The organism is Xanthomonas axonopodis, assembly GCF_001304695.1.
GTDB lineage: Bacteria > Pseudomonadota > Gammaproteobacteria > Xanthomonadales > Xanthomonadaceae > Xanthomonas > Xanthomonas axonopodis.
The window spans coordinates 1-15,131 of sequence record NZ_JFAQ01000145.1; the positions used below are offsets into that span (position 1 = coordinate 1).

The following is a 15,131-nucleotide window of genomic DNA, read 5'->3' on the forward strand; positions in this document are numbered from 1 at the left end:
CATGGGATCAAACACCTAGGCACCTATGTGCATGGTGTGTTCGACCACCCGCAGGCACTGGCTGTATTACTGGCATGGGCCGGTCTGGCGCAGGCCGCCACACTGGATCTTGCCGCGCTGCGTGAAGCCAGCCTAGAGCGTCTGGCCGATGCGGTGCACACGCATCTGGATACCGCCGCACTGACACGCCTCATCAGCAGGAAAACGGCATGCAGCACCCGATTCTTGGCGGCGCCCGTTCGGGCAAGAGCGCACTGGCCGAGCGCATCGCGGCAGCGTCCGGGCGCGCAGTGACCTACCTGGCCACGGCGCAAGCCTTCGATGACGAAATGCATCGGCGCATTGCCCATCACCGCAGCCAACGTCCAGCGCATTGGCAGTGCGTGGAAGAGCCCATCGCGCTGGCGGCAAGCCTGCAGGCGCATGCCGCGCCGGATCGCTGCGTGCTGGTGGATTGCCTGACCCTGTGGCTGAGCAACCTGCTTGGTCACCCGGATGCGGACGTGTTCGCGCGCGAGCGCGACGCGCTGCTGGCAACGCTGCCGCAGTTGCCGGGGCAGATCCTGCTGGTCAGCAACGAAGTGGGGCAGGGCATCGTGCCGATGGGCGAACTCACGCGTCGGTTTGTCGACGAGGCAGGCTGGCTGCATCAGGCATTGGCGCTACAGTGCGAGCGTGTGGTGTTGGTGGTGGCAGGGTTGCCGATGGTGTTGAAAGGAGAGCGCGTGTGAGTAGCGACTGGATCTTTGGTGCCTGCGCAGTGCCGGACGCGCGCATGCGCTCTGCCGCCCTTGCCCGGCAGGAACAGCTGACCAAGCCGCCCGGTGCGTTGGGCCGGCTGGAACAACTGGCAGTGCAACTGGCGGCCTGGCAACGCACTGACCGGCCCGGAGTACAGCGGGTCTGGATCGCAGTGTATGCCGCCGACCATGGCGTAGCGGCCGAAGGCGTGTCGGCATTTCCGCAGGCGGTCACCGGCGAGATGGTGCGCAATTTCGCACGCGGTGGCGCCGCCATTGCAGTGCTGGCGCGCGAGCTGGGCGCGCGGCTGGAAGTGGTGAATCTGGGCGTGGTCAACGACCCCGGCGACCTGCCGCGGGTGCGGCGTGCCTGGATCGCACCCAGCAGCGCCAATATCTGCGAACAACCGGCGATGACGGCCACTCAATTGCGCGATGCGCTCGCCGCCGGTGCCGACAGCATCGCGCAGGCCATCAGTTGCGAGACCCAGCTATTTGTCGGCGGCGAGATGGGCATTGGCAACATCACCTCTGCCGCGGCGCTGGGCTGCGCCTTGCTGTCGCAGTTCCCGCAGGCGATGGCCGGCGCAGGCACCGGCCTGGATGCCGAAGGCATCGCGCACAAGGCCACCGTGATCACGCGTGCGCTGGCCTTGCATGCCGATGCATCGAGCCCGCTGGAGCGTCTGCGCCGGCTGGGCGGATTCGAAATCGCTGCCCTGGTCGGCGCCTATATCGCCGCCGCGCAGGCCGGCATCCCGGGTGCTGGTGGATGGCTTCATCACCACGGCGGCGGCACTGGTGGCCACTCGCCTGAATCCAGGCGTGCGCGAGTGGCTGTTGTTCGGGCATCGCTCGCAGGAGCGCGGGCATGCAGCGCTCCTGCGTGCACTGGATGCCGAGCCCTTGCTGCAACTGGACCTGCGTCTTGGCGAAGCCAGCGGCGCGGCGGTGGCGATTGGGCTGCTGCGCAGCGCCTGCGCCTTGCACAACGGCATGGCGACCTTCGCCGAAGCCGGAGTGTCGGACGCATGAGCGCGCAGATCACCTTGTTGCGGCATGGCGATACCGGGCAACGCAGTTATCGCGGCCAGCTCGACGACTCGCTCACCGAACTGGGCTGGCAGCAATTGCACGCCGCCACTGCCGATGGCGTGTGGGATGCAGTCGTGGCGTCCACGTTGCAGCGCTGCGCTTTGTTCGCTACCGAGCTTGCCCACGCGCGTGCCATTCCGCTGCAGCTGGACCGGCGCCTGCGCGAATATCACTTCGGCCGCTGGCAGGGCGTGCCCGTGGCCGATATCGACCGCGATGAAGGCGAAGCGCTCGGCCGCTTCTGGGCCGACCCGGTGCGCCATCCGCCACCGCAAGCCGAACCGTTTGCAGATTTCTGCATGCGCTTGTCTGCGGCACTGGACGACATCGTGGCAGGCCACCCGGCGCAATGCGTCTTGGTCGTCACCCATGGCGGCGCCATCCGCGCGCTGCGCTGCATCGTCGAAGCACGCGCCTTCGGCAGCATGACCGACATCGCCGTGCCGCATGCCTCGCTGCATCCGCTGGCCTGGCTACCAGCTGTCGCGCCGTCCACTGCCGTCTCCATGGCGTGCAGAGCCGGATGATCGACGGCTTGCTTGCTGCGGTCGGGTTCCTGACCCGCATGCCGGTGCCCGGCTGGGTATTCGCCCGGCCCGGCGCGCAGGCGCGTTCGCTGCCGTGGTATCCGGCCGTCGGGCTGCTGGTCGGGGCAGTACTGAGCGTGTTGGCATGGTGCTTGCGGGATGCAGCGCCGTTGCTCGGGGCCGTGGTGTTGCTGAGCAGCTGGGTCTGGCTCACCGGCGCCTTGCACATCGACGGCCTGGCAGACACGGCCGATGCCTGGGTCGGCGGCATGGGCGATCGCACGCGTACGCTGGCGATCATGAAAGATCCCAGCAGCGGCCCGATGGCGGTGACTGCGGTGGTGCTGATCCTGCTGCTCAAATGTGTGGCGTTGGCCGCCCTGTTGCCCACGGCACCGGGGGTGGTGTGGCTTGCCCCGCTGCTGGGGCGCACGGCGCTGGTGGCCGCTTTTTCGACGACGCCGTACGTGCGTGCCGGCGGGCTTGGCAGTGGCCTGGTTGGCAGTGCGCGTACTGTCTTGCTGTTGTCGTTGCTGCTCGGGCTGGCCTGCGCCTTCGCCGCCGGGCTCCTGCCCGGCATGCTTGCCTGCGCGGTGGCGGGCGTGGTGTGGCGGCGTGCCTGCCTGCAGCGCCTGGGCGGCATGACCGGCGATACCTGCGGTGCATTGGTGGAGGTCAGCGAAACCGCGGCTGGTGGCGTTGGCGCTGCAAGCGAGCTGAAGGCTGCGGGCAACCCGATGGCGATGGAGTTGGGCAAGCACGCCTGCTGCGTGGAGGGGTATGGATCGCTGCTTTGTTTCAAAGCCGCAGTTGCCCGACAATTGGCTATCGCGTGCAGGCCACTGTACGTCGCCACACCCGAACAACGCGGCCAGGTGCCGCAACTGCGCAAGATCGGGACCGCGCCGGATGCCAATGTGCGCGATGCTCACCGTCTTCCAAAGGAGTCGCCCATGCCAGCAGCAACCTCGGTCGTCTTCCATCGGCAGCGTGCGGTCGAGCGCGTCGTAGCCTATTTGCAGGCCAGCATCCGCGCTGGCGAACCGCTGCCGGACCTGGCCACGTTGGCTGCGCTGGCGCATCAATCGCCGCCGCATTTTCATCGCGTATACCGGGCCTTGGCGGGCGAGACATTGGGGACTACCACCGAGCGGTTGCGCCTGAGTTATGCGCTGCATCTGCTGGGCGAGCAGGGCCGCCCGGTCACCGAGGTGGCACTGGCAGTCGGCTATCACACCCCGCAGGCGCTGGCGCGCGCGTTTCGGACGGTGCTGCAGGCCAGCCCATCCAGCCTGCGTAACGCACCGCAGCTGCGCGCGCAGAAGTTGCAGCAACTGGCCGGCCATTCGCCATTCGCTTCCAGCGCAGTCGCTCAACCCGCCATTGCAGGTGCTGGTGCAGGTGCTCGACCCCCTGGAAGTGGTGGTGCTGCGCAAGCGTGGCGCGTTCAATGACCTGGACCGTGGCTTCGGCCGCATCGCCGCGTGGGCCGAGCGCAGCGCAGTGATCGACCACTTGCAGGCGCTGATCGGGCTGCCGCTGAGCGACCACCGCGATGTACCGCCGCCGCCGCACCTGTTCGACTGCGCGATGGCATTCGACACCCCCGTGGCGCCGTCAGCGCCCCTGCACCTGCGCCAACTCAGCGGTGGCCTGCACGCGGTCGTGCGTCATGTGGGAAATTACGCGGAACTGGAAGACGCACTCGACCACATCCTCGCATGCTGGCTGCCGGACAGCGGTTACACCCGGCGCGAGGCGCCGCTGCATTACCTCTATCTCGACGATCCGGAAAGCATCGCCGAAGCCGAGTTGCGTGCAGACATCCGGCTGCCCGTGCAGCGGCCGGCCGAGGTCGCATCACTCGTGTAAGGTATCGCCGGCAAAAACACCATCTGCGGTGCCGGATGCATCAGAAAGTGCTGGTGCGAAATATTCCACGCATAGGCGCCCGCTAGCGGTAAGGCCAGGCAATCGCCGGGCGCCAGCGCGGCGACTTGCTGATCGCGTGCCAGCACATCCTTGGGCGTGCACAACTGGCCGACCAGGGTCACCGGGGTATCGCGCAGCACGGGCGCACGCTCACCGCGCAAGACACGGAACGGATGATCGTGGCCTTGCGCGGCCGGGGTACGAAAGTGATGCGTGCCACCGCGGGCGATCGCAAACCAGGCGCCGTGGCTGCGTTTGAGATCGAGCACCTCCATCAGGTACCAGCCGCAGCTGGCGCTGACGTAACGGCCCGGCTCCAGACGCAGGCGCAGGTCTGTCCCATGTTCGTGCAGCAAGGCAGGCAGCCCGGCACAGAAGCCGGCCCAGTCGAACGACGCTTCCGGTGCCAGGTAGTCCACACCGAAGCCACCACCGGCGTTTACCCGCAGTGGCCCAAGCGCATAGGTCTGCCGCCATTGCTGCACGGTGCGCAGGTAGGCGGCCACCAGATGCAACTGCGCGATGGCGTTGCGTTGATGCGACATCAGATGGAAATGAAAGCCTTCCAGGCGCAGCGATGGGCTCGCCTGCAGCCGCTGCATTGCTGCATCCAGATCGCACGGATCCAGACCGAACGGCGAGGGTTGCCCGCCCATCATCAAGCGCGTGCTTTGCGCGCCGGGCACGGCGATATTCATGCGCAGGAACACCGGCACGCAGCGGCCGCCATGCGTAGCGATCGCCGCCAGCCGTTCGAGTTCGCGCAGGCTTTCCACATGCACGGTGCAGTCGGGCAGGGTGGCTGCCTGGGCGAGCTCGGTGTCGAGTTTTCCCGGGCCGCCAAACAGCAAGGGTGCCTGTGGTTGCTGCGCATGTAGCCACGCCAGCTCGCCACCGGAGGCGGCTTCGAAGCCATCCACATGCGCTGCCAGCGTGCGCAGGATCGGTGGCTCTGCATTGGCCTTGGCCGCGTAGAACAGTTCGCACTGCGCCGGCAACTGCGCACGCATCCAGGCCGCATGCGTGTCCAATGCCGCCAAGTCGTAGACATACGCACAGACCGGGCTCTCGCAGCGTTCGCGCAGCTGCGGCAAGGCAGCAAGCACCGCGGCGATATCGATCTGCAGACTCACGCCGCCACCTGCCGCTGCGCGGTGATGCATGGGATGGGATTTGGCAGCGCGGTGTAGTCGGACTGGCGATCGGCACGCTGCCATAGACGGGTCCCCAGATTGTTCTTGCCCGGCAGTGGTGCGCCGTCGACCAGACCCTGCAGCGCCGCTTGCGCGCCATGGTGTTGTTGCCAGCGCAGTGCGATCTCGCCCACGCATTGCCATAGCCGCGCTTCGAGTGCGCCATCGCCTTCGCTGAGATGAAAGATCGCCTCGGCCAGATTGTTGACCAGCGCGCAATACGCCACCCGGTTCCAGCCCTGTTCTGGCGTGTAGTACAGCGATTGGCGTGCGCGTTCGCCGACGCCTTGCAGGCGCGCGGCAGGCCAGTGATGGGCGAGCAGCTTGGTGCCTTCCAGGTCGCGGACCCACACCCGCGTCGGCCAGCCATCGGCAAAACCGATCACGGTGTTTTGCAGGTGCGGCTCCAGCGCGATGCCATGCTGGAATAGCGCGCTCCACACCCCATCCAGCAGCAGCCCGGCATAGGCGCGGAACCACAGCAGCGTTGCGGTGCGGCGGTCCATCTGTGCGCTGCCAAGCGCCCGCAGGCGTTCGGTGCACACGCTATTGCCCTGCGCATCGCAGGTGAACAAGGCCGCAGCCACCTGCGGTTGCCAGCGTGCACGTTGCGCGGCGGGAATACCTTGCCGGTACAGGATGCCGAAGCTCTCCGACAAGGTGCGCGCCGCCAGCGGGTCGGCGGCATGCAAGGCGCGATCGACCGAGGCGACGTCCAGCGAAGTCGCCGCTGGCTCCAGCATCACATCGAAACCCGGCACCTGTATGGCCAAGGCACGCCAGCTCGGTGCCAATAGCTCGGTGAGCGCAACCGCACTCTCCAGTTCGTACCATGCGTTCTTGCGCACGCAGTTGGTGAGCCGCACATGCACCGAACACTTGAGGAAATACTCCAGACCAGGGTGATACAGCGTGCGGACCGACGAGGTCGGCCGCAGTGCATCGCCCAACGGGCCGACCGGCGTGAGCAGACCGCGTGTCTGCAAGCTGCGCAGCAAGGGGGCGTCGAGCAGCCGCTGCGCTTCCCAGGGGTGACAGGGGTAGAGATCGTCGCTGTCGCAGAGCTGCTTGAGTGTTGCGCGCACGTCGCGTCCCTGGATGCGCAGCAGGCGCGGGTCGATGCGGAACCAGAACAGCTGGAACGACGCGCGCGCTTCCGGTGCGCAGGCCAGTACCTGATCCAGATCCACACCCTCGCGGCTCTTGGGCGTCGGGTGCAGTGCATGCCCCCACAGCATCGATTGTTCGGCGTCGATCATCGCCTCGCCGGTGGCGGCGGTGATCTGCGCCTGGCGCAATAACGCAGCGGTGACTGCCACGCTGTTGGCGCTTTGCGCCAGCAGCTCCGGGTTGATGGCTTGCGCGCTGCCCAAGGCCTGCAACAGACAGCGTGCCAGCGCTTGCGCATCCAGGCTATGCCACGGTTTGCCGGCGTTCTTGAGAAACGGCGCGGAGGTGAAGCGGCAGCGGCCCAGGCGATCGGCATAGGCGATGCGCACGCACAATGCACCGCTCTCGCCCAGATCGATGCGCAGCCAGCGTTGTTCGGCCACGCGCGGGCCGGGCCGATCCAGTCCGCGATAGTCGAACTGCACTGCACGCTGCGGAATCGCGAATTCGCGCAGATAGCAGTTCAGCCAGCAGCTGCAGGCCTGCGCGTCGGCCATGCTGTCGTACCAGGGGTCATGCATCGTGTGCGGCGACATCGGCAATTCTCCTCGAAGGGAAGCGCACCAGAACGGTGAGCGCAGCAGCGGCCGCGGCCAGCGCGGCAGCCAGGAAAGGGGTGGCGGGGCCGGACGCCTGTGCCAATGCGCCAGCCGCGGCACCGGCGAACACACCGGCCCATTTGCCGCAGGCATCGAAACGGCCGAACAGGCGCCCGGCGCTATGCGCGCTGGCAATGTGCGCCAGGCTGCTGTTGAGTCCACGCAACCCGAACAACATGCCCAAGCCGAACAACAGCCGCGCCGCAGCCAGTGCGAGAGCATCGTGCAATAGCGCCTGCCACACGCAGGCCACCGCGAACAACGCCAGGCCAGGCACCAGCCACGCCTCGCCATCGCCGCGTCGCCACCACGGCAGCACTATCAGATAGACCAGATGCGGCAGGCTGTAGAGCAGGCCGGCGAGCGCATCGTGGCCGGCGCCGCGCGCTAGCGCATACGGAATGAAATACGGGAAAGTCACCACCATCGCAAAGCAGAACAAGAACTGTGCGAGCAGCAGGGCTGGCCACACCGGCGCGGCAATGTTGCGCGGTGATGCGGGCGATGAAGCGGCGTGCGTGGAAGACGGAGAAGGTTTGCCGGCCCTGTGTTCTCGCGCAGCCGGCTGATCGGCCGGCAGTCGCCACGTCAACGCAAAGGCAATCAACGGCAGCAACGCCAGTGCGCGATACAGCGATTGCGCAGGGCCCAGCGCCAGTGCCAGGCCCAGCAGTGCCGGTGCACTCACCATGGCAAGGCGGGCCGAATACTGTGTCCAGTCCAACGCAAGCGCCAACGGGCCGGCCTGCGGCTGGCTGGCCAGATACGCATTCGCCGCCGCCAGCGAACCGCCGCAGGTGCCTTGGACGACCAGGCCGATCACCAGCCAGGTCAGCGACGGCGCGAAGCCGGCAATCGCAAAGCCCAGCGCCAGGCCCAGTTGTGCGCGCAGCAGCGAACGCTTGCGTCCATAGCGGTCCGCCCAACGCCCCCAGGTGCTTGCCGTCAGCGCGGTGCAGAGCGTGGGCAGCACATACAGCACGCCGCTCCAGCCCACGGCGGCTGACGGGGCGAGTTCGGCCAAGACCTGCGGCAGGAACAGCGGCATGCCCAGCGCCGTGAATGCCGCCAGATAGTGCGCAGCCAGCACCGGAACCAGGATGCGTCTCATCGCTGCGCGCCCGCTCGCATGTGTGGCAGTTGTTGCGCATCGGCAAACGCATCGCCGAATGGATTGGGCGCGCTGTCGCCGTAGAACTTGTTGATGTCGGTGGCGCCGGTGAGTTGCTTGCTGAGCAGGCTGCCGGCGCTGAGCAGGTACTTCACCGGCAGCCGTGGCGCGGCCAACAAACGGCGTGCGGGGCCGATATCGATGCCGTCGCCCTTCAGTTGCGCCAGCGTTGCAGCGCACTGGGCCTGCAGCTGCGCGTACAGCGGCGCGCGGAGTGCGGGCTGCCATTCGGCCAGGCCTTCCAGCACCGCCTGCAGATCCAGCTGCAGCACGATCGTGCAGAACATCTGCGCCAATGCCTGCGGGTCGTCTACCGCAATGCGCGCATCCTGCAGCGGGCCCAATGCGTCCACCTCCGGCAGCGCTGCCCGCAATTGCGGCAGCACAATCCGCGCCGCGTCGTTGTCCTTCATCAACAGGCGCGTGGCCTGGCCATCGGCATACACCAGCACGCTGTTTTGCTGGTTGGCTTCCAACGCAATGCCATACTGCAGCCACAGGCGCAGATGCACGGCAAGCAACAGCTCGGTGTACTCGCGCCACCAGCGCAGGACGTCGCCATGCGCAAAGCGCTCGGCAAGATGGATCGCCATCGGCCGGCCATCGGGCATGGGCGCGCATAGCGCAGCGACCGGGACCAGCGTGGCATCGTCCAGCGTTGGGTAACGCCGCACCAGATAGGCCAGATGCCGCGTCTGCCCGACATGCCCCCCGTGCGATTCGTCGACGAACACGCAGCGGCCTTGCAGCGCAGGGTCGACCGCATCGATATGCCGTAATGCGCGCTCCATCCAGTGCCCGTCGTACAGCGTGGAGGGTTTGATCAGACGCAGGTTGAGGGCGCCCAGCGTGCGCATGGGGATGGGCAGTTTGAGATGCAGGTGCGGGTGCTGCAGCGGCACCAGCGTGCGCACCGACAGCGATGGGCGCACGTCCAGCCAGGGCAGCGGCGTGCGCAGCACGCCATCAGGTAGCGCGAAGCCTTCCTGCTCCAGGCGCTCCCAGACCAGCGGATGCACCGGCCAGGCGAGGTGCGTGGTGGCCAGCGCCGGCGGCAGGCCCAGGCTTTCCAACTGGGGCCATAGCGCGGCCGGCGGCGCGCTGGTGCATTGCGCCAACGCCTGCGGAATCGCCAGCCAGCGCAGCGCGAAGGTCGGCGCGAATTCCGGCGCGTAGTGGCGCAGCTCGGCCGCATCCAGCCCGGCCTTGGCGCGCGCGGTGGGATAGAAGGGATGGTCGCGGTAGCTGGCCAACTGATCGCAGCGGTATGCACGCTCGGCGGCATCGGGGTGACGCAGCAAATTGCGCAATGCCGGTACCTGCGCGTGGTAGGCCTGACGCGCCAGGCCGCGGTGCGCTGCGGCGCAGTCGGCTTCGTCGGCGTAGGCGCGATGCAACTGTTGCGTTTCGCTATCGAGCTCTGCGCTGAGGCGTTGCAGCCAGGCGTGCGCACCACGTTCGACATGCGCGCCGTCGTTGCTGCGCACAACCCAGCTGTCGCCGCACGCACCGATGTCCTGCAGCACGCCTTGACGATGGATCGGCAGCCACAGCGTGCCGCCAGGCAGGTGGGCGATGCGCCACCAGCCTTGCACCGGGCTGGGGTCGGTCCACTGCGCCAGCACCTCGGCGTCCGGTACCGCCGCACTGCCGCGGCTCGCAATCCCGCGCAGGTCTTCGCGCAGGCAGGCATCGATGATGCGGGTGGCGATATAGCGTTGGTCGGACGTGCTGCTCATGCGCGCAGCTCCCCGCCGTCGATGCGCCACTGCAGGCCGGCTTCGGCCTGCACCACTGCGGTTTGCAGTGTCTGCGCGTCGCGTGCCACTGCACTCAGCACGCCCAGGTAATCCTTGTTGGAATGGCTCAGGCGGATGCGCTCGCCCGGTGCGCGCATCCGCCGGTATTGCACGTCGCTGTGCGCATCGCGCTGGCGCTGGTCTTCACTGGCGGCGACCAATTCGCCGTCGTGTTCGGCCACGTAGTAGCGCAGCAAGGCATGTGCATGGGCACTGCGTAGCGGTGGCAACGGCAGGCCCAGATGTGGTGCCAGCGCCGCGTTGAACCATTGCTTGCCAAACATCTCATCGAGCAGGAATTCGCGGCGATCGCCGATGCTGCGGTAATTGATCTCCACCAGCACCGGGCCATCGGCGGTGAGGATGAATTCGCTATGGCATAGCCCGAAGCCGACACCAAACGCGCGCAGCTGTTGCAGCGCCTGCGCGATCGCCGGCGTGTCCACGTCGGCGTCCCACTGCGCTTCGCATTCGACGAAATGCGGCGGCGACAATCGCACCTTGAAGCCGCCGATGGCCTGCAGGTGCTTGCCATCGCCCAGCGTTTCCAGCGTAAATAGCGCACCTTCCAGCATGCTTTCCAACAGCACGGTGCGCTGCGGATGGCGCTGCCATACATCGTCCAGGTAGGCCTGCAGTTGCGCTGCATCGGCGCAGCAGCGCACATCCAGGCTCGCCACGCCCTCGCGAGGCTTGGCCACCACAGGCCATGGAATCTGTGCCGGTAGCGCGGCGCCCGGCGCCAGCGTGCAAAACCACGGGCAGGGTAGCCCACGCGCACGCAAGCGCTGGCGCATCGCCGCCTTGTTCTTGGCGGCGTAGCACACCTGCCAGTCCTTGCCCGGCAGGCCGAGCGCTGCGGCCACCAGCGCGGTGCTGGTTTGCAGATGGTCGCTATTGCTGAACACCGCGCGCGGGGCGATGTCTGCATCGTGCAAGACGTCGAGGACGCCGAGCGGATTGAACACATCGCATTCGATCACCTGCTGCGGCGCATGGGTCGGATGCTCGCGGAAATAGGCCAGGTGATCGAGCCGGTGGTCGGTCAGCAACCGCACCGGCAGGCCCAGCGCGTGCGCGGCCGGCAGAAACCCTTCGGTAATGGCCGGATGGCAGACGTGGGTGAGGATCACCAACGGTGCAGCATATGTGGCAGTCATGGCAGCTCTCGTTCGACAGGACGGTGAGGAAAACCGGTACTGAAACGGGCTGCCTGGCGCCATGGTGGCGTTGGGTGGCCTGCGATACGTCGATCGCATGCCGCGTGCTGCGGCAATGATGCGTGCCTCATGCACGCCGTTGTCTTGGCGACGGTCAGTACGACCGCCGTTGCTTCAAGCGCAACCTACGCCTGTGTGCATCGGTCGTGTGCAGCGCTTGCCACCTGATGCAGGTTTAAAACGTGTACTCCAGCCCGGCAGTGACGGTGCGCGCAGGCGCGGCCTGACGCCCCCAGGGGCTGGTGTCCACGCCACTGAACCAGTATTGCCAGTCGAACAGGTTGTTGATCGCCAACGATGCGCTGAACTTCTGTCCATCGCGTTCGAACAAGGTATGGCTGACCTGCGTGTTCCACACCATGTAGGCCGGCAACTGACCCACCGAAGCGATGGCATTCTCTTGCACGGTGTTGGCTGCGTCGCTGAAGGCCTTGCTGAAGTAATAGCCCGAAAGCGCGACAATGGTGTGACCGAGTGCGTAAGTGCCGCCCAGCGTGATCTGGTTGCGCGAGGTGTAAGGCACGCGCAGGCCGCGGAATGCGCCCGATTCCTGGCTGGCATCCAGATAGGCGTAACTGGCGTTGAGGGTGAGCGCACGCAATTGCTCCGGGCTCCACTGCAGTTCCAGCTCGCCACCTTGATGGCGGGTCTTGCCCAGGTTGCGGAACACGCGGGTGGTGTTGTCGAGCTGAATCTGTTGATCGAAATCGATGAGGTAGCCACCCAACTGGATCCGTGTGCGCTCGTTGGGCTGATAGCGCGCGCCAGCCTCGTAATTCCATGCCAGCTCGGCATCCAGGTTGTTGCCGAAGATGATCTGGGTGACCTGCGGCGCGCGCATCGACCGCTGCCCGTCGGCGTAGAAGAACCACTGCTCATTTGCCTGAAAGCCCAACGTCAGCCCGGGCAGGACATCGCGCGTTTGGTTGAGCGTGCTGACGCCGGTGGCGCGATTGAAATAGCGCGAATCCAGACGCTCGTAGCGCAGGCCCGGCGTGATCGTCACGCGCTCGTCCGGCAGCGTGATGGCGTTGCTGACGTACGCGGCCAACGCGCGGTCTTCGAACTGCCAATCGCGCACGGTGGTGAATAGCCCGTCGCGCAGACGCAGATTGCCCACCAGAAAATCGATGTCCTCGCGCACTGCACGCACACCGGCACTCCACTGCTGACGCACGCCACCGGTATCGCCCATGCTCCAGCGCAAACGCGGCTCGCTGCCGAACACGCGGAAGTCGCGCGGCGCCGTCTGACGCAGTTGCGGCGGCAAGTCAGAACGCCAGGTTTCGGTAGAGGCCTGGCGCATGCCGACAATGAAATTGCGACTGCTGCGTGCACTGAAGTTGCTCCAGTCCAGGCGTACGTCCTGCATCGGGCCCCAATCGCCCAGCAACTGCTCATAGCTCAGCGATGCGCGGGTTGTGCGGCCATTGAAGCTGTCCAGGGGGCGGGTGGACTGGCGCGGGTCGCGCCGATAATCGTCCGGGGTCAGCGCGCCGGCCAGATCCATGTCCACCAGATACCGTTGCACGCTGGCCTTGAGCAGCTTGGTGTCGTCCAGCCACCATTCGGCACGCACGCGCAGATTGCTGATGTCGGTGTCGCTATGCGCGCGCCAGTACTCACCATAGGTGCGATTGGCATCGACCTGCATCCCGAAATGATCGGTGAGGTATCCACCGCTGCTGAGGGCACTGTCCTGCAGGAACTGGCCCTGGCCGCCGGCGGTGACCTTGTGCGCCAGCGTGGTGCTCCACGCGCTCGGGATCTCCTTGCCGACCAGGTTGATCACCCCGCCCACGTTGTTTGGCCCGTATTGCACCGCCGCACCGCCACGCACGATGTCGATGCGGTCGATCTGGTTCAACCCCACCGGGAACAATGACAGGCTGGTCTGCCCATACGGCGCCAACGCCAATGGAATGCCGTCTTCGAGCACCTGCACGCGACCGCTGCGGCTTTCGTAAAGGCCGCGCAGCATCAACTGCGGCAGTGCGCCGGTGCCGGTTTCATCGAAGATCTTGATGCCGGGCACGCGCTGCAATGCATCGTCCAGCGAACGATTGCCGCCATTGCGCAACTGCTCGCGGTCGATCACCTGGCGGCTGCCGGCGTAGCGCTGCACATCGTCGGGCTTGGAGCGCCCGAGCAGGCTGCCTTGCACCTGGATCGCGTCCAGCGCACGAATCGGCGTGCCGCCCACGGTCGCGTCAGGCGTATCGGCCGCTGGCGTATCGCTTGCGCGCGCCAGCGGCGGCAGCGTCAGTGTGCTCGCCGCGATAGCAATGGCCAGGGCGTGGAAACGGAACGTCGACATCTACGGCGTGCTCCTGCAGGCGAGAGGTGATTGGGGGCCGGCAAGGCCGGCCAAATGGCCGCGCAAGGCGCGTTGGATCAGTGCGCGGTCTTCGCCGGCCAGCAGCCAGCGCAGCTCCGGCTGCTGCAGCCAGTGCGCACGTTGCGCGTCAGTGCGCGGGTTGGGGCAGAACGGGACGTTTGCAGCAAGGCACTGCGCATGCAATTGCAGCAGCAGTTCCCACACCTGCGGGTGAGTAGGCTGCGGGCCCAGACCCAGATCCAGCGCAAGATCCAGCGCGCCTTCCATCACCAGGGCCACGCCGGGGATGGCAAGAATCTCCGGCAGGGCAGCCACGCCTGCGGCGCTTTCGATCATCGGCACGACACGGATGTCCGCATTGGCTTGCGCGATATAGGTGGGCAGATCGACATTGCCGAAGCCGGTCACACGGCCGCCGGTGATGCCGCGCCGGCCCAGCGGCGGGAAGCGCGCCGCGGCGATGGCATCGCCGATCTGCGCGGCAGACTCGGTACGCGGAATCACGACTCCGCGCGCACCGGCATCCAGCACCCGGCCAATCAGCTTTTCGTCTACTTCCGGCACGCGCACCCAGGCCTCGCAGCCCGACAACTCGCAGGCGCGGATGGCATGTTCCAGCGCGTCGGGTGCGCGCAGCACATGCTCCAGATCGAGCACCACAAAGCCATAGCCGATGCGGCCCAGCAACTCGCAGAGCTGCACGCTTGGCAATGCATTGAGGATGCCGACTGCAACCGCCATGAAAGAGGCCGGCAAAGAAAAGGGCGTTCATCCTGCACTTAATGGGAATGATTATCAAGTCTATCTGAAGGGCGGCTTTCAGTTCCTGGTCTCGTCTCCGACCAACTGGTGCGCATGTTCAATGCCTGAACACGGGGATGGCCGTACAAGCGTGCTGGCGGTGAGAAATCGCCTGGCACCCGGCGGGCGCGCACTGGAGCGCGTGATGGACGTTGAGGTGAGTGCGAAGCGGCCTGTCGCGCGGTGAGGCAAGCCGCAACGCGTGATCGGCGCGGCGTAGGCCACTTCGCGGTCAAGGACTGGTTGTCAGCGTTACGGAACGTGTGCCGCGCGGTTTGCCTTGGCGACAGCCAAGCCGGTGCCACGCGACTTCCGCTCCGCAACGCTGGCAGCCAACGCATCTCATCTCAAAGTGCATAACACGCTCTAAAAAAGGCCGCCGCGTACTTTGCCAAGGGGTAAAGGCAAAGTACGCCTTCATGCAGACCCATCGCGGGGAATTTAGGCTGTGCGCGATGTGCCGGGTGTTGCGGGTGAACCGGGCCGGTGACTACGCTTGGCTAAAGTCGCCCAAGAGTGAGCGCGCCAAGGAAGGTCTGAACAACC

12 protein-coding genes and 4 pseudogenes are annotated in these 15,131 nt (G+C 66.3%); 9 read left to right on the plus strand and 7 right to left on the minus strand.

The window, feature by feature from the left end; all coding sequences use genetic code 11:
• The 7 genes and pseudogenes from XAXN_RS13290 to XAXN_RS23195 all read left to right on the plus strand — a co-directional run.
• A pseudogene (locus XAXN_RS13290) lies at positions 1-213 on the plus strand (cobyric acid synthase); the annotation flags it as partial.
• Positions 210-731, plus strand: a complete 522-nt coding sequence (gene cobU / locus XAXN_RS13295) for a bifunctional adenosylcobinamide kinase/adenosylcobinamide-phosphate guanylyltransferase (RefSeq protein ID WP_054319882.1) — start codon at positions 210-212, stop codon at positions 729-731. The pseudogene XAXN_RS13290 and the gene cobU, both read left to right, overlap by 4 nt.
• Positions 728-1,775 (plus strand): annotated as a pseudogene (gene cobT, locus XAXN_RS13300) (nicotinate-nucleotide--dimethylbenzimidazole phosphoribosyltransferase). Before cobU ends, cobT begins: the two are co-directional and overlap by 4 nt.
• Positions 1,772-2,362 (plus strand): histidine phosphatase family protein, encoded by a 591-nt coding sequence (locus XAXN_RS13305; RefSeq protein ID WP_054319883.1) that lies wholly within the window; start codon positions 1,772-1,774, stop codon positions 2,360-2,362. Before cobT ends, XAXN_RS13305 begins: the two are co-directional and overlap by 4 nt.
• Positions 2,359-3,082, plus strand: a pseudogene (locus tag XAXN_RS13310) (adenosylcobinamide-GDP ribazoletransferase). Before XAXN_RS13305 ends, XAXN_RS13310 begins: the two are co-directional and overlap by 4 nt.
• A gap of 233 nt (positions 3,083-3,315) precedes the next feature.
• Positions 3,316-3,816 carry a helix-turn-helix domain-containing protein gene (locus tag XAXN_RS23190; RefSeq protein ID WP_241148170.1) on the plus strand — a complete coding sequence of 167 codons (501 nt, stop codon included), beginning with the start codon at positions 3,316-3,318 and terminating at the stop codon, positions 3,814-3,816.
• Positions 3,764-4,234, plus strand: a complete 471-nt coding sequence (locus XAXN_RS23195; protein ID WP_241148169.1) for an AraC family transcriptional regulator — start codon at positions 3,764-3,766, stop codon at positions 4,232-4,234. The genes XAXN_RS23190 and XAXN_RS23195 overlap by 53 nt, the downstream gene beginning before the upstream one ends.
• Here XAXN_RS23195 and XAXN_RS13320 read toward each other — a convergent pair.
• From XAXN_RS13320 to XAXN_RS13350, 7 genes are all read right to left on the minus strand, one after another.
• A complete protein-coding gene (locus tag XAXN_RS13320) occupies positions 4,138-5,427 on the minus strand; it encodes a type III PLP-dependent enzyme (protein WP_054319891.1) in 1,290 nt (429 codons plus the stop codon). The two genes, XAXN_RS23195 and XAXN_RS13320, sit on opposite strands and share 97 nt — an antisense overlap.
• Positions 5,424-7,193, minus strand: coding sequence for an IucA/IucC family protein (locus XAXN_RS13325; RefSeq protein WP_054319884.1), 1,770 nt, complete (start codon positions 7,191-7,193; stop codon positions 5,424-5,426). Before XAXN_RS13325 ends, XAXN_RS13320 begins: the two co-directional genes overlap by 4 nt.
• Entirely contained in the window at positions 7,171-8,367 is a 1,197-nt protein-coding gene (locus XAXN_RS13330) for an MFS transporter (protein ID WP_054319885.1), read from the minus strand. The genes XAXN_RS13325 and XAXN_RS13330 overlap by 23 nt, the downstream gene beginning before the upstream one ends.
• Positions 8,364-10,166: an IucA/IucC family protein gene (locus tag XAXN_RS13335; protein WP_054319886.1), complete on the minus strand. Its 1,803-nt coding sequence runs from the start codon at positions 10,164-10,166 to the stop codon at positions 8,364-8,366. The genes XAXN_RS13330 and XAXN_RS13335 overlap by 4 nt, the downstream gene beginning before the upstream one ends.
• Complete coding sequence (locus tag XAXN_RS13340; protein WP_054319887.1) at positions 10,163-11,386, minus strand: ATP-grasp domain-containing protein; 1,224 nt, start codon at positions 11,384-11,386, stop codon at positions 10,163-10,165. The genes XAXN_RS13335 and XAXN_RS13340 overlap by 4 nt, the downstream gene beginning before the upstream one ends.
• 235 nt (positions 11,387-11,621) lie before the next feature.
• Positions 11,622-13,763, minus strand: a complete 2,142-nt coding sequence (locus XAXN_RS13345; RefSeq protein ID WP_054319888.1) for a TonB-dependent receptor family protein — start codon at positions 13,761-13,763, stop codon at positions 11,622-11,624.
• Positions 13,764-14,525 carry an HpcH/HpaI aldolase family protein gene (locus XAXN_RS13350; RefSeq protein WP_054319889.1) on the minus strand — a complete coding sequence of 254 codons (762 nt, stop codon included), beginning with the start codon at positions 14,523-14,525 and terminating at the stop codon, positions 13,764-13,766.
• Between XAXN_RS13350 and XAXN_RS21530 the strand changes: the two genes are divergently transcribed.
• A complete protein-coding gene (locus tag XAXN_RS21530; protein ID WP_134980410.1) occupies positions 14,524-14,772 on the plus strand; it encodes a hypothetical protein in 249 nt (82 codons plus the stop codon). The genes XAXN_RS13350 and XAXN_RS21530 overlap by 2 nt on opposite strands.
• 181 nt (positions 14,773-14,953) lie before the next feature.
• Positions 14,954-15,131 (plus strand): annotated as a pseudogene (locus XAXN_RS21535) (IS3 family transposase); the annotation flags it as partial.